The organism is Nocardia anaemiae NBRC 100462, from assembly GCF_001612725.1.
GTDB classification, from domain to species: Bacteria; Actinomycetota; Actinomycetes; order Mycobacteriales; family Mycobacteriaceae; genus Nocardia; species Nocardia anaemiae.
On record NZ_BDAZ01000074.1, the window covers coordinates 20132 to 40174 of the forward strand.

A 20043-nucleotide genomic window follows, 5' to 3' on the forward strand; every position below is an offset into this window, starting at 1 on the left:
GAACTCCTTACTACGACAAATCATCGGCTACCGCACCATCTGACCATGATGGCGCACCTGACCGGCGTACCGGGGTGGTCGCTGGCGGAGAATGTCGGTGATGGGGGTTACGGTTGAGTTGAATCAATGTCCAATTCAGGGAGATCCGGGTGAAAGCCGACCATCCATCGGGATTTGCCATCGATGACATAACCGTTGGTCCGTTTGCTCACGGATTCGGCACCACGGCCGATGGCAGGCCCTACGCCTTCCGCACGGTGCGCTCCACGGTGGAGTTGGAGATCTATCGCGCCGATCTCGACAGCGATGTGCCGGGACCGGAGGACGTGGTCGCCGTCGCGCAGGCCCGCGCCACCGATATCGACCTCGACGACGAACGCAGCGTCGTGGCGCTGGTGCGCGACATGATCCCGGATGCGATACCGGTCGAGCGGGCCCCGGATCGGGACATGACCACCGTGCGGGCCCTGCTCGGCCGCATCAGTTCGGTTATTGATGGTATGTAGATGGTGATGCCAACCACACGATTCGTCCGTTCCGCGCTGACCGCGGCCACCCTCGTCGCGGTGGCCGCGGCGTGCAGCACCGGACCGGACGAGGCCTCGGTCGACGCCGCGCGTTCCTCGGCCAATGCCTCGCTGTCGTCCTCGATCGCGACCTCATCGAGCGCCGCGCACCGTCCGCTGCCAACCGCCGCCGAATTGGACGCGCAGATCAAACGCGCCCTGGATCCGGCGCTGCCCGACTCCGAACGCACCGACCTCATCGAGGACGGCGAGGCCTTCCGCGATGCCATCCCGGATATGTACAAGGCGCTGCAGGACAATCCGCGCGCCATCTACGGCGTCACCGATCCGGTCTTCGACAACCGTGACGGCACGCTGACCGCGACCATGCGGCTGGACAAGGACGGCACCGGCACCGCGGTCCGCACCACTGTCGTGCATTTCGTGCTGCTCGACGGCAAGTGGAAGATCTCGCGCACCGACCTGTGTGGGATTCTGCGCTCGGCCGATTACCGCACCGCGGCCTGCGGCTAGATGATCGAATCCGGTTCGCTGCGGTGGGGTCGTCTCATCCACCGCCACCGCTATCTGGTGCTGGGAATCGCGATTGTCGCGGTGCTGCTCTCGGGCTGGTACGGCCGAGATCTGGCGGGCCGGTTGACTCAGGAGGGCTGGTTCGACGAGAGCAGTGAATCGGTGGCCGCCGCCAAGATCGCCGATGCCACCTTCGGCCGCGACACCGACAGCGACATCATCCTGCTCTACACCGCCCCCGATGGGATGACCGTCGACGATCCGAGCGTGCGTGCGGCAGTGACGAGTTCGCTGAAGCAACTGCTGGCTCGACACCCCGACCGGGTCCTGAAGATCGACAGCTACTGGGACAGCCCCTTTGCCGCGCAGGCCACCGATGCCTCGCACACCCATGCCTTCGCCAGCGTCGGATTGCGCGGGGAGGGCACCGCGACGGTCGAGAACTACACCGCGATCAAGGGTGAGCTGGGTGCCGGGCGCGCGGGCGCTGGACCCGGCGGCACCACGGTGCAGTTGGCCGGGCTGCAGCCGATTGTCGAGGGCATCAATCAGGGCATGCAGGACGATATTCGCCGGGCCGAGATCATCGCGCTGCCGATCGTGGCGATCCTGCTGTATTTCGTTTTCGGCGGGGTGATCGGGGCGTTGCTGCCGGTGCTGATCGGTGGGATGACGGTGCTCGGCACCCAGGGCACCATCCGGATGCTCACCGATCACATCCAGGTGAACGTCTTCGCCAGTGCGGTGGTCACTTTGGTGAGTCTGGGGTTGGCGATCGACTACGGACTGTTCACCGTGACCCGGTTCCGCGAGGAGTTGGCCGCCGGGCACAGTGTGGAGGATGCGACGGCACGCACCGTCGCCACCGCCGGGCGCACCGTGTTGTTCTCGGCGGCGATCATCGCGATCAGTCTGGCGGCGTTGTTCATCTTCCCGAACGGGGTGCTGCGGTCGGTGCCCTATGGCGGCATCAGTTCGGTGCTGCTCGCCGCGTTGCTGTCGGTGACGGCGCTGCCCGCGGTGCTCAGCATTGTCGGGCGGCGAATCGACCTGTGGGGGTGGCATCGGTTCTCGCGCAGCAAAACCGAGGCGCAGATCGACGCCGGATTCTTCTCACGGCTGGCGAGGCGGGCGATGCGGCGACCGTGGGCAGTGGTGGTGCCGATCGTGCTCGGGCTGCTCGCATTGATCATCCCGATTCGCAATATCGAATTCGGCGGGATCAGCGAGCGGTATCTGTCCGAGGACAATCCGGCACGGGTCGCGCAAGAGCGGTTCGACGCGTTGTTCCCGAGTTTCCGTACCGAGCCGATCAAACTGGTCGTGGTGGGCGCGAATCCGCAGCAGCTCAGCGATATTCGCTATGAGGCGAGCCGGGTTCCCGGTCTGACCGGGCGTTTCGAACCCGGTGCGCCGACCAAGGACGGGATCAATGTGCTCAACGCCGGTCTCACCGACAAGAGCAATGCGGACGCGGTGATCGATGCGCTGCGGGCGATTCCGGAACCCCCCGGGGTCGACATCATGGTGACCGGGGTGCCCGCGCTCGAGCGCGACAGCATCAACGGGTTGCTCGTGCGACTGCCATTGCTGGTCGGTCTCCTGGCGGCCGCGGCATTGGTGATGCTGTATCTGGCATTTCGTTCGATCGTATTGGCGCTCAAGGCCGTTTTGATGAGCGCGCTGAGTCTGGCGTCCACACTGGGTGTGCTCACCTGGGTGTTCGTCGAGGGCCACGGGGCCGGGATCTTCAGCTTCACGCCGGGGCCGCTGATGTTCGCGGTGCTGGCGCTCATCGTGACGGTGGTATTCGGGCTGTCCACCGACTATGAGGTGTTCCTGCTGTCACGGATGGCCGAGGCGCGCGCCGACGGCGCGTCGCCGCCGGAAGCGATCCGATACGGCATCGCCCACACCGGCGGCGTAATCACTTCTGCCGCAGCCATTCTCATCGTGGTGACCGGCGCGTTCGGGTTCTCCGATCTGGTGTTGATGAAGTACATCGCCTACGGCATGATCGCGGCGCTGGTCCTGGACGCGTCGGTGGTCCGCATGCTGTTGACGCCCGCGGTGTTGAAGCTGATCTGGCGTTGAGTGGGCCGCGCTGGGAGCCGGTGAGAGGATCGACAATGACTGTGCTCAGGGGCGCGAACCTGGCGTTGATGTTTGTGCTGGAACTGGGTGTGCTTGCCGCAGTGGCGTTTTGGGGTTTCAGCTTGGATGCGAATCTCATCGTGCGCGTCATTGCCGGAATCGGCGCACCCGCGGCGTTCATCGTGGTGTGGGCACTGTTCGCCGCAGGCGGCGGCAAGAACGCGCGATACCCACTTACCGGACCGTGGCGGGCTCTGTTGGAAATCGCCTGGTTCGGCGGCGCTGCGGTGCTGATCGGACTTGCCTGCACGGCGGTGGCCGGGATCGTGTTCTTCCGGCTGTGGGCGGTCAACGCCGCGCTGCGGTTGCTGTGGCATCAGGGCTGAGAGGTGTCGAATCATTCCGTGCCCTGGCTCCGACCTAACGCGAGATCGGGTTCGTGGACACCGACTAGTTCAGGCGGGCAACACCTTACGTCCCGGACTCCGGCGTCGATGGCGGTCAGTTTCGAGCAGCGGAGTTCAGCGACGAACGGGCAGGCACCTTTGGGCCCGGTCACAGGTCATCGGAAACTTCGTCCCGTGTTGGTGGACCGGGCATTGAACGGCTACTCGCGGACTTCGACCCGGTGGCAGTGATGCGGCTGCACTATCAATCGTTCGCGTACGGCAGCCCCGTTCCTGATCTGGTACGGCGACGGGTCAGCGGCGGACGGGCAGGACCAGCTGGGCGCCGGTTATCGGGTGGTCGAGGACTTCGACGGGATGTTGGTAGACGCGGGTGAGCAGTTCGGTGGTGAGGACTTCGCGGGGTGGGCCGTCGGCGGCGATGCGGCCTGATTCCAGGACGGCGACCCGGTCGGCGTAGGCGGCGGCTATGCCGAGGTCGTGCAGGACCACGACAACGGCGGCGCCCGCGGCGGCTCGGGCGGTGGCCAGGCGCAGCACCGCTTCTTGGTGGCCGAGGTCCAGGGCGGCGGTGGGTTCGTCCAGCAGCAGGGTTGCGGTGTCCTGGGCGAGCACGCGGGCCAGCGCGACGCGGGCGCGTTCACCGCCGGAGAGCGTCGGAAATGGGCGGGCGGCAAGGTGTTCCACGTCGGCGGCGGTCATGGCGGCGGCGATCCGCTCGTCATCGAGGTCGCGCCGCTCGGTCCGCATCCACGGGGCGCGCCCCATGGCGACCACCTCGCGAGCGGTGAACGGGAATCCGACCGTGTGGCTCTGCGGCAAGACCGCCCGGCGTCGCGCCATATCCAAATGCGACCAATGGCCCAGCGTCCGACCGTCGAGTTCGATCGTGCCCTCGCTCGGCTCCAACTCACCCGCCAGCGCCGCCAACAGTGTCGACTTGCCCGCCCCGTTCGGCCCCACCAACGCCACGATCTCGCCCGCGACCACCTCGAAGTCGACGGCTTCCAGGACCCGGCGCGTATGTGCGCCCGAAGCGCCACGCCGGTCGATGCTCACCCCGCTGGCTCGAAGCGTCACCGCACCCCGTCTCGGCGGCACCGGCAATTCGTGCGTCCGTGCGAACACCGAACTCAATCCCTCCAGCACTCCGCTCACACCTCCGCCCCGCACAGATCGGTTGTGCCCCAGGCGATTTCGCCACTCATGCCCAACCTCCCGCGCGAGCACGCGTGCGGCGCAGCAGCCAGAAGAAGAACGGGCCGCCGATGAGGGAGGTGAGCATGCCGAGGGGCAGGTCGGCATTGTGGACCAGGGAGCGGGCGGCCACATCGGCGGCGAGGAGCACGACCGCGCCGACGATGGCGCTCAACGGGATCAGGATGCGGTGGGCGGGGCCGACGAGCATGCGAACCACATGCGGCACGATCAACCCGACGAACAGCACGATGCCGGTGAACGCGACACCCGCGGTGGCGAGCACGGCGACCACCACGATGACGTTGCGGCGCAAGCGCTCCACGTCGACACCCAGGTGCCGCGCGGCGGATTCACCGAGGGCGAGCAGGTCCAAGCGGGGCGCGATGAGCACGGCGGCGAGAATGCCGACAGCGGCCAGCGGTGCGACGACGTGCACCGCATCCCAGGTGGCTCCGTTGAGACTGCCCAACTGCCAGAACACGATCTGATCGCGCGCGGCGGGGGTCGCGATGAACAGCAGGAACGCGATCAAACCACCCGCGAAGGCATTGATCGCGACCCCGGTGAGTACCAGCGTGACCACCTCGGTGCGTCCATTCGATCGCGACAGCAGATACACCAGCAATGTGGTCAGCAGACCCGCCACGAATGCGGCCGCCGCCACCGACCATGCCGCCACGAACGCACCACCCACCACGATCACCGTGCCCGCACCGACCGCCGCCCCCGCCGACACGCCGATCACACCGGGTTCGGCGAGCGGATTGGCGAATACTCCCTGCAACAATGCACCGGCTGTCGCCAATGCCGCGCCGACCAGGATCGCGAGCACCACCCGCGGGAACCGTACCTCCCACAGCGTCACCTCACCCGCCGGATGCGCGGGCATCGGCCCCCAATCCAATCCGATCCGATGCAACACACTGCCCGCCACTTCGGCAGGCGTCGTCGGCACCTGCCCGATCGCGGCCGACGCCAACGCCAATACCACCAGCACCGCCACCGCCACGGCGACTACGATCGTGGTCCGCGACCGCTTCCGCGACTTCGGCACCACCGGATGCGGACTGTGCGGCATCGCCGAGTCGGTAGCGGTCGTTCCAGTAGCGTTTTCGTTCGGGCACCGCGACGCGCCGCTCATGCGGGCTCGGTGCCGTACACGGCCGCGCTGAGCGCGGCGATCACCCGGCCGGTGTTCGGGCCGAAGCTCAACACCACCGAGTCGGCCATATCGACCACGCGCTTGTTGCGCCCGGCGGGTGTCTGCGCGATGCCGGGCACCTTTTCCAGCCCGTCGACACCACCGACCGACTTCAGCCCGTCCGACATCACCAGCAGCACATCCGGTGCGGCCGAGATCATGGCCTCACTGGTGATCGCGACGAACGGCTCGGTCAATCCGGCCGCGCTGCCCGCGTCGCGCGCGCCGAGGGCGGCGATGAGGGCGTCGGCGCCGGAGCCGGGTCCGGCGAGCATGGTGATGGCGGTGCTGCGCAGGTAGAGGAAGGCGATGGTGAGGGCTTTGTCTTGTTTGGGCACCGCGGCGCTGGCGGCGGCGATTTCGTCGCGGGTGCGCTGGGCCAGGGCCTGGCCGCGATCGGGTACGCCGAGCGCGGCGGCGACCGCCTGGATCTGCGGTACCACGCCGTCCATGGTGCGCTGCGGATCGAAGTAGACGACCGTCACCCCGGCCGCGCGCAACTGCTCACGCACCTGAGGGGCGGCGCTGGTGCTGTCGGTGAGGAATACCGAAGGACGCAGCGCCAGAACGGATTCCACGTTCAACGAACCGCTGCCACCGGTCACGATCGGCAGATTCGCCACCGCGGGAAACCCGGCCGCGGTGCTGCGTCCGACCAGTTTGGCGCCCATGCCCAACGCCCAGACCGTCTGCGCGAGGGTGCCGAACCGGTCGGCGGCGATGATGCGGCTGGCATCGGTGACGGTAACTTCGGCGCCGTCGAACGATCGGACGGTCGCGGGCAGCGTGGGTGTGGGTTCGGGCCCGATCGGCACCGGATCGAGGTTTTCCAGTTTCGCGGTGACCGGCCCGCGCCCGCCGCCGCTCGTGGCATCACTGCCGGTGCCGCAGGCCGAACCGACCAGCAGGGTCAGTGCGAGCAGGGCCAGGAGGGAACGCACCCCGCCGGATCGGACACGGTCGAGAAACCTCATGCAGGTAAGGCTAGCCTCCCTCACCGGGTCACCCTGCCGCGCGTGCGCTGACATCGTCGAGCGCGGCCGCGATGGCGCGCGGCAGTTCCAATGTCTCGGCGGCCAGCACGCCGGTGAGCTGGCCGATATCGCGTGCGCCCACGATCATGCTCGCGATGCCGGGCCGGTCCCGGACCCAGGCCAGGGCGACGGCCAACGGTGAGGTGGCCAATCCGTCGGCGGCGGTTACCAGCGCCTCGACCACCCGGGTCGCGTGGTCGTCGAGCCGATGCCGGATCTCGGCGGCGGTCGCCTCATCCGCACCGCGTGAATCGGCGGGCACCCCATCGCGATACTTGCCGGTGAGAATGCCTCCGGCCAGCGGCGCGGTGGCGATCAACCCCACACCGTGATGCTGGGCGGCCGGAATGAAATCGGTTTCGGTGTCACGGGTCAGCAGCGAGTACGGGGTCTGCGCGACGGTGACGGGCGCGACCGCGGCGAGGCTGGCGACCTGCCAGGCGTTGAACCCGCGCGCACCCGCATAGCGGACCCGCCCGGAGCGCACCGCGAAGTCGAGGGTGGCGGCGACCTCGTCGAGCGGGGTCGCCGGATCCCATGCCGCGACATGCCAGATATCGAGATAGTCGGTGCCCAGTTCGAGCAGGGTCCGATCGAGCTGGCGCAGCAGCGCGCGCCGGGAGGTGTCCACGGCCGGACGCACCGGCTCCGGCTCGGGCACATTCGGTCCGGCGGGGGCGGGCGCGATCCGCGGTGCGACACCCGCGCAGCCGCTGAGCACCAGATCGTCGCGGGAGACCAGATCGCCGAGCAGTTCGGCCAGGATCCGTTGTGCCGCACCACCGGAGTAGGCCGGGGAGGTATCGACCAGTGTGCCGCCCGCCTCGGCGAAGGCCACCAGCTGCACCGCCGCGTCATCGGTATCGGTATGCGCACCCCAGGTGTGGGTCGCAAGTCCTATCCGGGACACCCGTAGGCCGCTGCGGCCGACCGTCCGCTGTTCCATCACCGTGCCCGCGCAATCGTCACGGCGCCAAGCCTAGAGTGTGGATACGCAACTCGACGCCCACCAGCACCGTGGGTCGCACGGTCGAGCCGGGCATGCCGCCGCCGTCTCGACACTGTACTGTCGCTGCGTGATTGCGGCGGTGGTCACAGTGATGGGATCGATCGCCGGACCAATTGCCCAGTAGGAACGCATAATTCGGGCGGAAGTGGAGGCTGGTTCGTGGTCGGCGAGTCGATGACCTGGGTACAGGCCTTGGTTCTTGGTCTGGTGCAGGGTCTCACGGAGTTTCTGCCGATCTCCTCTTCGGCGCATCTGCGCATCGTGTCCTCGGTGTTCTTCGGCGATGACGCGGGCGCCTCGTTCACCGCGGTCACCCAGTTGGGCACCGAGGCGGCGGTGCTGGTGTTCTTCGCCAAGGACATCTGGCGCATCATCGTCGCGTGGTTCGCGGGCCTGCGTGATCGGCTGACCGAACGTGGCCGGCCGCAGCTGCCGCTGCACGACCAGCCCACCACGCGACTTCCGGTCATCACCGCCGACACCAAGCGCGTGCTGGACGAGCGGGCGCAGCGTGACCTCGACTACCGCATCGGCTGGTATGTGATCATCGCGACCGTCCCGATCGGTGTGCTCGGGTTCCTGTTCAAGGATCAGATCCGCACCGGTGCCCGCAATCTGTGGCTGGTGTCGTTCATGCTGATCGCGTTCGCGCTGGTCATCGCGGCCGGTGAGTACTACGGGCGCAAGATCCGCCCGATCGAACAGCTGAGCACCCGCGACGGTTTGATCATGGGCTTCGCCCAATGTCTGGCCCTGGTCCCGGGTGTGTCGCGTTCCGGCGCGACCGCGACGGCGGGTCTGTTCCTCGGGCTCGAGCGCGAAGCGGCCGTGCGGTTCTCGTTCCTGCTCGCCATTCCCGCGGTGACCGCGTCGGGCCTGTTCAGCCTGCCCGACGCGTTCGAACCGGCGGGTGAGGGTCTCAATGCCAGCGGTCCGCAACTGCTGGTCGCGACGATTCTGGCGTTCGTGGTCGGGTATGCCTCGGTGGCGTGGCTGTTGAAGTTCGTCGGTAAACATTCGCTGGACTGGTTCGTCGGCTACCGCATCGTGCTCGGGCTGACGGTCATGGGCCTGCTCGCGAGCGGAGTGGTGTCGGCGACATGATCGTTAGGCTGGTGCCATGACGGTGATCCTGCTGCGGCACGGTGTTTCGACCTCCAACACCGCCCGCACCCTCGCCGGGCGCAGTGCGGGCGTCGATCTGACCGAGTACGGCGATACCCAGGCCCGCTCGGTCGCCGAACGGCTCGCCGCGCTGCCGATCGAGCACATCGTGCATTCGCCGCTGCTGCGCTGTCAGCGCACGGTCGCCCCGCTTGCGGAAAAGCTCGGTCTGGAACCGGAATACGACGATCGGTTGATCGAAGTCGACTATGGCGACTGGACCGGCAAGGCGATCGCGGATCTGCTGGCCGAACCGCTGTGGAAGGTGGTGCAGCGGCACGCGTCGGGCGCGGTGTTCCCCAGCGGGGAGGGTCTGGCGCAGGTACAGATCCGCGCGGTGGCCGCGGTGCGCGAGCACGACAGAAGCTTCGCCGAAAAGGCCGGTCACGATGTGTTGTGGGTGGCGTGCACGCACGGTGACGTGATCAAATCCGTGCTCGCCGACGCGCTCGGGCTGCACCTCGACGGTTTCCAGCGCATCGTGGTGGAACCCGCCTCGATCAGCATCGTGCGCTACACCCCTACCGCGCCATATGTGGTCCGGCTCAATGACACGGGCTCGGATCTGTCCGGTCTGGCAAGCAAACCGCAACGGCCCGCCTCCGATTCCGGGACGGTCGCCGAGCCCGAAGCCGGTCCGGTTCCCGGTGGCGAGCTTGGTGGTACCCCGAGTGCGGATAATGGGAATGCGGAGCTTTGAGATTCCTTGTAAACGAGTAGATGGCGTGTTGTGGAGTTCGGCGCCGCGGGTAGTCGATCAGGGTCACGTATCAGGAGGTGCAGATGTCTCGCGCAATCCACGTATTTCGCACCCCCGATCGTTTTGTCGCCGGGACCGTCGGTGAGCCGGGCGATCGCGCGTTCTACCTGCAGGCGGTGCAGGAACCACGGGTGGTCAGCGTGTTGCTGGAGAAGCAGCAGGTGAAGGTGCTCGCCGACCGGATGGGCCTGCTGCTGGACGAGGTCGCGCGTCGCTTCGGCGCCGAGGTGCCGCCGCAGGCCGAGGACATCTCCGACAGCGACCCGCTGGTGACCCCGATCGATGCCGAGTTCCGGGTCGGCACCATGGGCCTGGGCTGGGACGCCGACGCCGGTGCGGTGGTGGTGGAGTTGCTGGCGATCACCGAAACCGAGGTCGACGAGTCGGTGGTCCTCGATGACACCGAGGAGGGTCCCGATGCGGTGCGGGTGTTCTTGACCCCGATCCAGGCGCGGGAGTTCGCGTTGCGCTCCACCCGGGTGATCGCGGCGGGTCGGCCGCCGTGTCCGCTGTGCGGGGAACCGCTCTCGGCGCGCGGACATATGTGTGTGCGAACCAACGGATACAAGCGCGGGGATATCTTCGGCGCGGCCGAGCTAGAGGAGTAGTCCGTGGCCGAGCCTGGGTGGCACACCGCGGAATTGACGGTGATCGGGCGGGTGACGACCGCGAGCAATGTGACCCTCGTCTGCGATGTGGACGGCTCCGACAGTATTCGCGTGGTCTACAAACCGGTGCGCGGCGAGCGGCCGCTGTGGGATTTCCCGGACGGCACCCTCGCCGGGCGTGAGGTGGCCTCGTATCGGGTGTCGGATGCGCTGGGCTGGGGTGTGATTCCGGAGACGATTCTGCGCGATGGCCCCTATGGGCCGGGCATGGTGCAGCGGTGGGTGGAGTCGGTGGACAACCACACCGATCAGGGCGACCGGCTGGATCTGGTGGATCTGGTGCCGTTGGGTGCGGTGCCGGACGGGTTCTGCGAGGTGCTGCGCGCCCAGGATCCGGCGGGCAACGAGGTGTCGCTGATCCATGCCGACGATCCGCGGCTGCAGCGGATGGCGGTGCTCGATGTGCTGCTCAACAATGCCGACCGCAAAGGCGGGCACGCGTTGGAGGGCGTCGACGGGCAGGTCTATGGCGTCGACCACGGCATCTGCCTGCACAGTGAGCACAAGTTGCGCACGGTGCTGTGGGGGTGGGCGGGCAAACCCATTTGCGACGGGTTGATGGCCGATATCGCCGCCTTCGCCAAGGAGCTGCCCGGCGCGATCGCCGATGATCTCGCACCGCATCTCACCGATGCCGAGATCGAGGCGCTCGCCGCCCGTGCGCAGGAGTTGCTGGACAATCCGGTGATGCCGCTGCCGCGGACCTCGCGGCCGATTCCGTGGCCCGCGTTCTGAGTCGGACGGTGCCGCGATAGCGGACGGTGCGGTATTGCATCGAATGCCGGGATGCGCGGGCTGCCGCAGGAAGTAAAGCCCCATCGCCGGTGACCGCCTCGAACTTACTGCCGTCGCGGACCCTGGCGTCGCCTATCACCGACTCGAGTTCGATATGTGCCGTGGCGAATTCACGAAGCTCGCATTCTCGGCAACAGACGCCGACGGCACCATCGCCGTGACCGCTGCAAACCCCCTGCCGCGGCCGACGGGGCGAGTCCGTCGCCTATCACCGACTCTCGATACATGCCGTGGCCAATTCACGGACTTCGGCAACAGACGCCGACAGCACTTCGTCCCCGAATCGAACGCTATCGTCGCCCGGTCGACCACGGACCCGCTCAGCTCAGTAGCGGGCGGACCTCGGTCCCGGCGAAGCGGACGAATTCGATCAGGTCGGGATCGTCGTCGGTGGGTTCGAGAATTACGGTGTCGGCACCTGCGTCGGTGTAGCGGCGGACGGCTGCCGCGATGGCGTGCGCGTCGCCCGCGACACCTGCCTCGGGCGGGTGCTCGCCGGAGTTGCGTTGCTGGGCCGCCGTCAGGCGTTCGGCCGCGTCCGGGCCGGTGGCCGTGAGCAGGTTGACGATGACCCGATGTGATTCGGTGCGTGCGGCTTTCGCGCGGCCTTCCTCGATGCGGGCACGGGCCGCACGGACGCCGTCGGGGGTGGTTCGCGAGGTGAGGATGGTGGCGTCGGCGAGTTCACCGGACAGCCGTAGTGTCTGCGGGCCGGTCGCGGCTGCAGTGATCAACGGGGGCGTGCTCGGCGGCCAGTCCAGGGCGACATTGTCCAGGCGCACGTATCGTCCTGTGGCACTGACCTTCTCACCGTTGAGCAGTGCGCGCAGCGCGGCCAGCTGTTCACGCAGCAGCGTCATCGGCGATTCGGCGCGCGCACCGATCTGTCCCATCCAGTCCTGCACACCGTGTCCGAAACCCGGAATCACCCGGCCCGGGTGCAGCCGCAACAGCGCCGCCACCTCCATCGCCGTGAGCGCCACGTTCCGCAGCGGCACCGGCATCACCCCGATCCCGACGCGCACCCGCTCGGTCCGCGCCAATACCGTTGCGGCGGTGGCGATCCCACCGCCCCAGAAGCAGTCCTCCCATAACCACAGTTCTTCCAGGCCGCTGTCCTCGGCCGCGGCCGCCACCGCGAGCAAGCGTTCGGGGGAAACCTGGGGCATCGACACAGCACCGAGAACAGTCACCCGTCCAACCTAGCGCGATCGCACTCAGGCACGGTCGGATTCGCCGCGCACGGTGCTCACAGCAAACTCAGCGGCAGTGACCTGCGCCACTCGCGGCAATTCGATCCGCCGGACGGCAAACGTTGACATCCGACTTTTACGACATCGGGGCAGGTCAGATCCGGGGTGGTCGCCGTCCAACCTACCGTTGGGAGCGGGGTGCGAGGCAATGGCCGCCGCCACACCTTTACCCTCGAATCATGCAGTCCTGGTCCGATACCGCCCTACCGACAATTCCCGGAGCAGGGCCACCGTTGCGGTTGTACGACACCGCCGACCGGCAGGTTCGCCCGGTGACCCCGGGCCCTACGGCCACCATGTACGTGTGCGGGATCACCCCCTATGACGCCACCCACCTCGGGCATGCCGCCACTTACCTGACCTTCGACCTGGTCAACCGGTTGTGGCGCGATGCGGGCCACGCGGTGCACTACGTGCAGAACGTCACCGATGTCGATGACCCGTTGTTCGAGCGCGCCGCCCGCGACGGTGTGGACTGGCGCGATCTCGGCACCCGCGAGATCAATCTGTTCCGCGAGGACATGTCGGCCCTGCGCATCGTGCCGCCGCGCGACTATATCGGCGCCGTGGAGTCGGTCGACGAGGTCGTCGAATTGGTGCAGAAGCTGCTGGCCTCCGGCGCGGCATACACGGTCGATGATGCCGAGTATCCCGACATCTACTTCCGCGCCGATGCCACCGAACAGTTCGGTTACGAATCCGGCTACGACCGCGCAACCATGGAGCGCTTGTTCGCCGAGCGCGGCGGTGACCCGGACCGGCGCGGTAAGCGCGACACCATCGACGCACTGCTGTGGCGCGCCGCGCGTCCCGACGAGCCGTCGTGGGCGGCGCCGTTCGGCGCTGGGCGACCCGGCTGGCATATCGAGTGCGCGGCGATCGCGCTCAACCGGGTCGGCCCCGAATTCGATATCCAGGGCGGCGGCAGCGACCTGATCTACCCGCACCACGAATATTCCGCCGCGCACGCCGAGGCGCTGATCGCGGGCCGCCGATTCGCACGGCATTACGTGCACGCCGGTCTCATCGGCTTGGACGGGGAGAAGATGTCCAAATCGCGCGGCAACTTGGTGCTCGTGTCCAAGCTGCGCGCGGCGGGCGTCGACCCTTCAGCCATCCGCCTCGGTCTGCTGGCCGGTCACTACCGTCAGGACCGCATGTGGACCGACGCCGTCCTCGCCGACGCCACCGCCCGCCTCGACCTGTGGCGCCGAGCTAGCGCGCTCGCCTCCGGGCCCGCCGCCGAGGACACCGTCGCGCGCCTGCGTCAACACCTCGCCGACGACCTCGACACCCCGAAAGCCCTTGCCGCCGTAGATAATTGGGCTGATCGGGCCGTGAACTACGGCGGCCAGAACCGCGAGGCCCCGGCGTTGATCGCAACCGCCGTGGACGGTCTGCTGGGCGTACAGCTGTAATTCACCCGAACGTGCTGTCGGCGCGCTGCTGGGTGTGGTTGCATCCCCCGCATCATCTGCGCGCCACAGCGCTGCCACCTCGTCATCTGGGTGCCCTGGATTCGGACTGCTGTGGGATGTGAAGTCCAATTCCGGCGGCAGCCGCAGCGGTGCGAAATCGAAGCAGCGAATACGCCTACGGCCACGGCTGGGCCCGCTCACCCGTCGCGCCCCCGCGTCGGGCAACGGCTCCGCCGCCGCAGACGCACTCTGGACCAGTCTTGTCGTCACTGCGGAAGCGCCTGTTCGTCACGGTCGCTGGCCCCATGAAGCCCCGTAGCGTCGCTCCTTTCGGCACCGCACATCTGCGATCGGATGGGGTGGTGGCGAAAGTGCTTGCGTGGTGGGAATATCGCCGCCCTCGAAACTTTCGCGGCGACACCCGCTCGCGGCATCGCGGTCGGTGACTCTATCGGGTCGATAGCAGTGGCGGGACGTGTTGGGTTCGGGGTGTGGGTTGTTCGGGGAGTTGATCCGTGGTGTTGTACACGGGTGTGCGGTGTTCATCCTCGGGGGTTGGTGGGGCGGTGGTCCGCGTTCAGCGGTGTGATCGGCGCGGGGGCGGCGGGGCGGTTGCAGGCTTCGGCAGCGCAGGCGGATCCGCGGACGGTGGCGGCGCGGGTGCGCTTCTTCGGTGCCGATGTGGTGGACCCGGATACGGGTGCGGTGCGTGCGGATCGGGTGGTGTTGTCGTGGGTGGGGTGCACGACCTATGCGTCCGCCATGGCTGGGTCGGTGTTTCTGCTGGATGCGTGGGTGCCGCGGCTGACGAGTACCGGTTATGTGCCCGCGACAGCACAGGATCTGGCGGATCTGGCGCCGGAGGCGATCTTCATCGGGCACGGGCATTTCGATCATGCCGCCGATGCTGGCCGGATCGCTGAGGCGTCGGGGGCGGTCGTGTACGGAACCGCCGATCACGGCGTGAATATCCGTGCGCAAGTGGCGGATTCGACTTTCCGGACGGTCGCGCTCGGGGACGCGGCGTCGCTGCCGGGTGAGCGCCACGAGTTCACCGTGGGAGCGGTGCAGGTCACCGCGGTCCGTCACGTGCACTCCGCGCCCACCGCTCCCGAGCGGCCCGGCGGGTCCGCCCCGTTCTTTCCGCTACCGCAATTGCGCGCTCTGCTGCGGTATCCGCCCACGCTGGCCGGTGTCCTGCAGAGTGCGCCGCGGCTGCGCGATCCGGAGGGCGGCAGCCTGCTCTACCAATTCCGTGTTCCCGGATTCGCGTTGGTCTGGCACGATTCCTCCGGTCCGCTCACCGAGAAGGCCCCGCAGGTCTTCGACGTCTTGGCCGATCTGGCACCCACCGACCTGCAGATCGGCGCGGTCCAGGGCTTCAACCAGATCAGCAACGGTCTGCGCGATCCCCGCCGCTACATCGAGGCCATCCGCCCCGAACTGTTCGTCCCGACCCATCACGACAACTGGCTGCCCGGCCTGACTGCCTCGGCCGCCGCCTACGACGTCCCGCTGCGCGGCGAACTGGCCCGCATCCCCGCCGACCAACGGCCGAACCTGCGCCCCCTCCACGACCCCCTCGACTACGTCAACCCCCACCGCCTGACTTTCCCGCTGTAACCCCCACTGCCACAACGTCATTCGCGTCTGGTTCAGGGGGTCGGTCCGGGTGGGAGGCGGGCGGCCATGGTGGCGAGGTTGTCGGCGAAGGTGAGCACGAATTCGACGCAGAGGTCGATGAGTTCGTCGCGGGTGACGTCGATGCCGCCGTCGAGCCAGGCCAGGATCAGTTCGGCGGCGCCGCCGGTGATCATCAGCGAGACCGCGCGCACCAGGGTGTCGCTACCCGGCGGTGGGTCGAGCAGGGCGCGTTCCTGATCGGCGACGACGTCGGCGATGGTGCGCATAGCTGCGGCGCGGCGGCGCATCAGGGTTTCGCTGCCGTGGGCTTCGGCGAAGGCGATGCGGGCCCGGCGCGGGTCGTCGATGACGGAGGTGACGATGGCGGTAACCGCGGCGCGTGTTTTGGCCGGAATCCCTTCCGGCGCTGCGGCGAGCGCGTCGAGGGAGCTGCGGATGGCGGTGTCGATGATCTCGTCGTGCACGGCGGCGGCCAGGGCGTCGAGGTCGGGGAAGCTCTCGTAGAAGAAACGCGGTCCGACCTTGGCTTGTTCGCAGACTCCGCGCACCGTGGTGGTCGCCCAGCCCTGGGTGCCGATGATGTCCAGGGCTGCATCCATCAGCCGACGGCGGCGTTCCTCGCGCCGCTGCTCGGCCGAGGCGCCGCGGTAGATCCCGGTCACTGCCCGTGTCACAGGCTCAGTATGCCGCAGGCAAATCAGGAAACAACCGTTTACGGAAACCATTGATTCCGGTATGGTGTGGATCACACGATTTTCGCAAGGATGCGAGAGGACCACCATGATGTCGACCATGGGCCGACGGGCAAAGTACGCCGCATCCGCGCTGGCCGAGCGCTACCCGTCGCGGACCCGAGCCCTCGCCGAACCACCCGCGGGAAGCGAATTGCGGCCGATACTAGGCGATTACGGGCTACCGGTGATCGGGCACGCCCTCCCAGCCATGACGGACAATCTCGATTTCGCCCGGCGGCGTATCGAGAAGTACGGTCCCGTGCAGTGGTCCGGTCTGCTCGGACGGCAGGTCGTGATGGTGGTGAGCCCGGAGGCGATCGAGGAGGTGCTCGCGGACCGGGACAAGGTGTACTCCGCCAAGGGCGGCTACGACTTCTTCATCGGACCGTTCTTCCGTGGCGGCATCCTGCTGCGCGATTTCGACGAGCACCGCTATCACCGGCGCATCCTGCAGCAGGCCTTCACCCGAGCACGGCTGGTCGGCTATCTCGACATCACCACACCGGCGATCGCGCGCGGCATGGACGACTGGTTGCCCGCCGACGACTTTCAGCTTTTCCCGGCAACCAAACATCTGCTGCTGCGCATGGCATCGGAGGTGTTCATGGGCGCACGCCTCGGCTCCGAGGCCGCCCGGCTCGAGCGCGCATTCATCGATGCGGTGCGCGGCGGGCAGGCATTCGTACGGACCAATCTGCCCGGCGGTGTGTGGGCCAAGGGCCTACGCGGGCGCAAAGTGCTCGAGGACTACTGCCGCCGGGAAATGCCCACCCGACGCGCTGGCACCGGCGACGACCTGTTCAGTGTGCTGTGCCACACCGCAAGCGATGAGGGCCATACCTTCACCGATCAGGACATCGTCGACCATCTGATCTTCGTGCTGATGGCCGCGCACGACACCAGCACTATCGCATTGGCGATGATGGGCTATCAACTCGGTCTGCATCCGCAGTGGCAGGACCGGCTGCGCGCGGAATCGCAAGCGCTGGGAAAGGATTGGCTCGATTACGACGATCTGGACCGGCTGCCCGCCCTGGATCTGGTGTTCAAGGAGATCCTGCGAATGTATTCCCCGGTCGGTCAGCAGATCCGGGAGACGGTGCGCGACACCGCGATTCAGGGCCACTTCCTGCCCGCGGGCACCATCGTCGTCATCGGCTCGCATTCGGCGATGCGTACCGACCGCTGGTGGCAGGACCCGGATGTCTTCGATCCGGAGCGCTTCACCGCCGAACGCCGAGAGGACAAATCCCACCGTTACGTGTGGGCACCTTTCGGCGGCGGAGCCCACAAATGCATCGGTCTGTACTTCGGCGGCATGACCGTCAAGGCGATCATGCATCGCATGCTGTTGCGCTACCGGTGGTCGGTGCCCGCCGGATATGTCCCGCCGATGGGCTGGGCGACCGGCCCGATTCCACTCGACGGGCTCCCGATCAAGCTGCAAGCCGCCCGCGTCGAAACCGGGCGGCCCGCATGAAGATCACCGCCGACCGAACCCGCTGCCAAGGCCACGCCATGTGCGAGGCCCTACTCCCGCACATCTTCCAGGTCGACAACACCGGCAAAGTCCGCATCCTGACCGATCCCATCCCCACCTCCGACCACCCCGATGCCCAACTCGCCATCGACACCTGCCCCGTCGAAGCCCTGCGCGCAGAGGCGTGAGGCGCTTTCGATGTTTGTCGCCACCGCTACATGGTGATCGCTTGTTCAGGCGTGGGATCCTCGGCGGGGATTCGGGGGGCTGGTTCGTGGGTGGTGGTGGACAGGGTTGGGGCGTACAGGGTTTCGATTTCGGTGGCGTATTTGGTCGCAATGGGCTTGCGTCGCAGCTTCATGGTGAGGGTGATTTCGTCGCCGCCGGGTTCCCAGAAGGTGGGCAGGATGGTGAAGCGTTTGATCTGTTCGACTCGGGACAGTTTCGCGTTGCCCGCGGCGATGCCCTCGGCGATTTCGGCGATGACGCCCGGGTCGGCGGCCAGTGCGGCGGCGGAGGCGTCGGGCAGACCGCGTCGGGCCGCATACGGTGACGCGGATTCGGCGTCGAGCACGATCAGGGCGGTGTTGTAGGGGCGGGCGTCGCCGATGGTGACGATCGAGCCGATCAGTGGGGTCGCGGCCTTGATGGTGTTCTCGATATTGGCCGGGGACATATTCTTTCCCGCCGCGTTGATGATCAGTTCCTTCTTGCGGTCGACCACCCGTAGGTAGCCGTCGGGGTCGCGGGTGAGGATGTCGCCGGTGTGCAGCCAGCCGTCGGCGTCGATCGCTTCGGCGGTCTTGCCCGGTTCCTTGCGGTAGCGCTTCATGACCAGCGGTCCGCGGACCAGGAATTCGCCGTCGTCGGCGATTTTGGCTTCCGAGCCGGGCAGCATCCGTCCGACGGTGCCCAACCGCGCCTCGGCCGGTGGGCTGGCGCTGGCCACACAGGTCAGTTCGGACATCCCCCAGATCTCGGAGATGGGAATGCCCAATCCGCAGAAGAAGCCGAGGGTCTCCGGTGGGATCGGCGCGGCACCCGACATCGCCCACTTCACCTGGTCCAGGCCGAGTTTGGCGCGCAGCTTCGACAGCACCGACTCGTCGGCCTTCGCCCATTCGGCGGACAACTGCGCATCGACGGTTGCGCCCTCGAGCAGCACCGCCGCCTTGCGCGCGGCCACGCCGAGGGCCCATTGCAGTGCGGCCCTTGTGGTTTCGTCGGGCTCATTGGCGACCGAGAATTCGACCGCGGCCTTGAACTTCTCCCACACCCGCGGCACCGCACCCCAAATCGTCGGGCGCGCATCCAACAGCGCCGCGGGCAATTGGTTGCGGTCGGGCACGACGGTGATCTGGGTGCCGTAATACTCCTGCAGGTACAGCGCGGTGAACCGGTCGGCCATATGCGCGGTCGGCAGGTAGGAGGTCTGGCGGTCGCCGAATTCCACGGGGAGCACGGCGTTGAAGGCGTGCGCCTCGGCGGTCAGGTTGGCGTGGGTGATCTCGACGCCTTTCGGATTCCCGGTGGTGCCGGAGGTGTAGACCAGCGTCGCGATATCGTCGGGCCGCACCGAACGCCATGTCGCCTCGAAGTCGAAGTCGTTGCGGCCCTTGGCTTTCAGCTCGGCGAGACTGATCGTTCCCGCGTGCTCGGCGTCCATGCACACGATGGTCTCGATCTGCGCGCCGCAGGTGCGTACCCGCTCAACGTACTGTTCCTCGCAGATCACCACCCGGTTGCCCGCATTGCCGAACACATAGTTCAGCTGCTCGGGCGCGAGAGTGTTGTACACCGAGAACGAGGTCGCTCCGGTGTGCTGCGCGCCCACCTCGATCGGATAGAACTCGACCCGATTGGCCATCATCAACGCGACGGTATCCCCGCGCCCGATCCCCAGCGCATGCAATCCCGCCGCGATATGCCGAACCTGCTCGGCGTACTCCCGCCAGGTCAACGTGTGCCCGCCACCGATGGAGCGCACCGCGATCGCATCGGGATCGATCGCCGCTACCCGCTGGAAGGCGGCACAGGAGGTATTCGGTTCGGTCATCGCACACCACAATCACTACAGCCACATTCTCTTCCCGACCGTAAGTTGCCACCCGATCCCCGCGTGCGGTTTTCCCCCGATTCCAC

Annotated in this window: 19 protein-coding genes; 12 read left to right on the top strand and 7 right to left on the bottom strand. The window is 67.3% G+C overall.

The genetic code is table 11. The features are described 5' to 3' along the window. The first annotated feature begins 149 nt into the window (after positions 1-149). Genes NA5_RS33965 through NA5_RS33980 form a run of 4 tightly spaced genes read left to right on the top strand, consistent with a single transcriptional unit; the run spans position 150 to position 3520 of the window. Positions 150-506 carry a hypothetical protein gene (locus NA5_RS33965; protein ID WP_062993124.1) on the top strand — a complete coding sequence of 119 codons (357 nt, stop codon included), beginning with the start codon at positions 150-152 and terminating at the stop codon, positions 504-506. Between the two features lie 6 nt (positions 507-512). After that, positions 513-1040 carry a WKL family lipoprotein gene (locus tag NA5_RS33970; RefSeq protein ID WP_245672538.1) on the top strand — a complete coding sequence of 176 codons (528 nt, stop codon included), beginning with the start codon at positions 513-515 and terminating at the stop codon, positions 1038-1040. Next, positions 1041-3134: an MMPL family transporter gene (locus tag NA5_RS33975; protein WP_062993126.1), complete on the top strand. Its 2094-nt coding sequence runs from the start codon at positions 1041-1043 to the stop codon at positions 3132-3134. A 35-nt stretch (positions 3135-3169) separates the two neighbouring features. Then, positions 3170-3520 (top strand): YrdB family protein, encoded by a 351-nt coding sequence (locus NA5_RS33980; RefSeq protein ID WP_062993127.1) that lies wholly within the window; start codon positions 3170-3172, stop codon positions 3518-3520. 315 nt (positions 3521-3835) lie between these two features. On the opposite strand, the gene NA5_RS33985 is transcribed toward NA5_RS33980, so the two are convergent. From NA5_RS33985 to NA5_RS34000, 4 genes are read right to left on the bottom strand one after another with little or no spacing between them, the layout of a single operon-like run. Then, positions 3836-4699, bottom strand: coding sequence for a heme ABC transporter ATP-binding protein (locus NA5_RS33985; protein WP_062993128.1), 864 nt, complete (start codon positions 4697-4699; stop codon positions 3836-3838). A 46-nt stretch (positions 4700-4745) separates the two neighbouring features. Continuing rightward, the gene (locus tag NA5_RS33990) at positions 4746-5819 is read right to left on the bottom strand and encodes a FecCD family ABC transporter permease (RefSeq protein WP_062993129.1); all 1074 of its coding nucleotides are present in this window, start codon (positions 5817-5819) and stop codon (positions 4746-4748) included. A 59-nt stretch (positions 5820-5878) separates the two neighbouring features. After that, a complete protein-coding gene (locus NA5_RS33995; RefSeq protein WP_062993130.1) occupies positions 5879-6916 on the bottom strand; it encodes a heme/hemin ABC transporter substrate-binding protein in 1038 nt (345 codons plus the stop codon). Positions 6917-6944: 28 nt separating this feature from the next. Continuing rightward, positions 6945-7922, bottom strand: a complete 978-nt coding sequence (locus tag NA5_RS34000; protein ID WP_062993131.1) for an aldo/keto reductase — start codon at positions 7920-7922, stop codon at positions 6945-6947. A gap of 237 nt (positions 7923-8159) precedes the next feature. On the opposite strand from NA5_RS34000, the gene NA5_RS34005 reads away from it, so the two are divergent. The 4 genes from NA5_RS34005 (at position 8160) to NA5_RS34020 (ending at position 11312) form a co-directional block, all read left to right on the top strand. Beyond that, positions 8160-9089, top strand: a complete 930-nt coding sequence (locus tag NA5_RS34005) for an undecaprenyl-diphosphate phosphatase (RefSeq protein ID WP_062993150.1) — start codon at positions 8160-8162, stop codon at positions 9087-9089. Between the two features lie 16 nt (positions 9090-9105). Further along, positions 9106-9849, top strand: coding sequence for a histidine phosphatase family protein (locus NA5_RS34010; RefSeq protein WP_062993132.1), 744 nt, complete (start codon positions 9106-9108; stop codon positions 9847-9849). 83 nt (positions 9850-9932) lie between these two features. Beyond that, entirely contained in the window at positions 9933-10517 is a 585-nt protein-coding gene (locus tag NA5_RS34015; protein ID WP_062993133.1) for a DUF3090 domain-containing protein, read from the top strand. Between the two features lie 3 nt (positions 10518-10520). Beyond that, complete coding sequence (locus NA5_RS34020; protein ID WP_062993134.1) at positions 10521-11312, top strand: SCO1664 family protein; 792 nt, start codon at positions 10521-10523, stop codon at positions 11310-11312. A gap of 380 nt (positions 11313-11692) precedes the next feature. Here NA5_RS34020 and NA5_RS34025 read toward each other — a convergent pair whose 3' ends face one another. Beyond that, entirely contained in the window at positions 11693-12565 is an 873-nt protein-coding gene (locus NA5_RS34025; RefSeq protein WP_062993135.1) for an LLM class flavin-dependent oxidoreductase, read from the bottom strand. A 239-nt stretch (positions 12566-12804) separates the two neighbouring features. Between NA5_RS34025 and mshC the strand changes: the two genes are divergently transcribed. Together mshC and NA5_RS34035 are read left to right on the top strand one after the other, a co-directional pair. After that, positions 12805-14043 (top strand): cysteine--1-D-myo-inosityl 2-amino-2-deoxy-alpha-D-glucopyranoside ligase, encoded by a 1239-nt coding sequence (mshC, locus tag NA5_RS34030; RefSeq protein WP_062993136.1) that lies wholly within the window; start codon positions 12805-12807, stop codon positions 14041-14043. Positions 14044-14601: 558 nt separating this feature from the next. Beyond that, positions 14602-15666 (top strand): MBL fold metallo-hydrolase, encoded by a 1065-nt coding sequence (locus NA5_RS34035; RefSeq protein WP_245672540.1) that lies wholly within the window; start codon positions 14602-14604, stop codon positions 15664-15666. A 32-nt stretch (positions 15667-15698) separates the two neighbouring features. Here NA5_RS34035 and NA5_RS34040 read toward each other — a convergent pair whose 3' ends face one another. Continuing rightward, positions 15699-16361: a TetR/AcrR family transcriptional regulator gene (locus NA5_RS34040; RefSeq protein WP_062993151.1), complete on the bottom strand. Its 663-nt coding sequence runs from the start codon at positions 16359-16361 to the stop codon at positions 15699-15701. A 118-nt stretch (positions 16362-16479) separates the two neighbouring features. Between NA5_RS34040 and NA5_RS34045 the strand changes: the two genes are divergently transcribed. After that, complete coding sequence (locus NA5_RS34045; RefSeq protein ID WP_307188891.1) at positions 16480-17901, top strand: cytochrome P450; 1422 nt, start codon at positions 16480-16482, stop codon at positions 17899-17901. Next, complete coding sequence (locus tag NA5_RS34050; protein WP_062993139.1) at positions 17898-18089, top strand: ferredoxin; 192 nt, start codon at positions 17898-17900, stop codon at positions 18087-18089. Before NA5_RS34045 ends, NA5_RS34050 begins: the two co-directional genes overlap by 4 nt. A 26-nt stretch (positions 18090-18115) precedes the next feature. Here NA5_RS34050 and fadD11 read toward each other — a convergent pair whose 3' ends face one another. Further along, positions 18116-19957 carry a fatty acid--CoA ligase FadD11 gene (fadD11, locus tag NA5_RS34055; RefSeq protein WP_062993140.1) on the bottom strand — a complete coding sequence of 614 codons (1842 nt, stop codon included), beginning with the start codon at positions 19955-19957 and terminating at the stop codon, positions 18116-18118. Positions 19958-20043 lie beyond the last annotated feature (86 nt).

Bases quoted from the DNA above. Each gene is read 5' to 3' on its own strand.
- NA5_RS34045 (WP_307188891.1), top strand. From the start codon at position 16,480: ATGGGCCGACGGGCAAAGTACGCCGCATCCGCGCTGGCCGAGCGCTAC.
- NA5_RS34015 (WP_062993133.1), top strand. From the start codon at position 9,933: ATGTCTCGCGCAATCCACGTATTTCGCACCCCCGATCGTTTTGTCGCC.
- fadD11 (WP_062993140.1), bottom strand. From the start codon at position 19,957: ATGACCGAACCGAATACCTCCTGTGCCGCCTTCCAGCGGGTAGCGGCG.
- NA5_RS33970 (WP_245672538.1), top strand. From the start codon at position 513: ATGCCAACCACACGATTCGTCCGTTCCGCGCTGACCGCGGCCACCCTC.
- mshC (WP_062993136.1), top strand. From the start codon at position 12,805: ATGCAGTCCTGGTCCGATACCGCCCTACCGACAATTCCCGGAGCAGGG.
- NA5_RS33995 (WP_062993130.1), bottom strand. From the start codon at position 6,916: ATGAGGTTTCTCGACCGTGTCCGATCCGGCGGGGTGCGTTCCCTCCTG.
- NA5_RS34010 (WP_062993132.1), top strand. From the start codon at position 9,106: ATGACGGTGATCCTGCTGCGGCACGGTGTTTCGACCTCCAACACCGCC.
- NA5_RS33975 (WP_062993126.1), top strand. From the start codon at position 1,041: ATGATCGAATCCGGTTCGCTGCGGTGGGGTCGTCTCATCCACCGCCAC.
- NA5_RS33980 (WP_062993127.1), top strand. From the start codon at position 3,170: ATGACTGTGCTCAGGGGCGCGAACCTGGCGTTGATGTTTGTGCTGGAA.
- NA5_RS34005 (WP_062993150.1), top strand. From the start codon at position 8,160: ATGACCTGGGTACAGGCCTTGGTTCTTGGTCTGGTGCAGGGTCTCACG.
- NA5_RS34000 (WP_062993131.1), bottom strand. From the start codon at position 7,922: ATGGAACAGCGGACGGTCGGCCGCAGCGGCCTACGGGTGTCCCGGATA.
- NA5_RS33990 (WP_062993129.1), bottom strand. From the start codon at position 5,819: ATGCCGCACAGTCCGCATCCGGTGGTGCCGAAGTCGCGGAAGCGGTCG.
- NA5_RS34050 (WP_062993139.1), top strand. From the start codon at position 17,898: ATGAAGATCACCGCCGACCGAACCCGCTGCCAAGGCCACGCCATGTGC.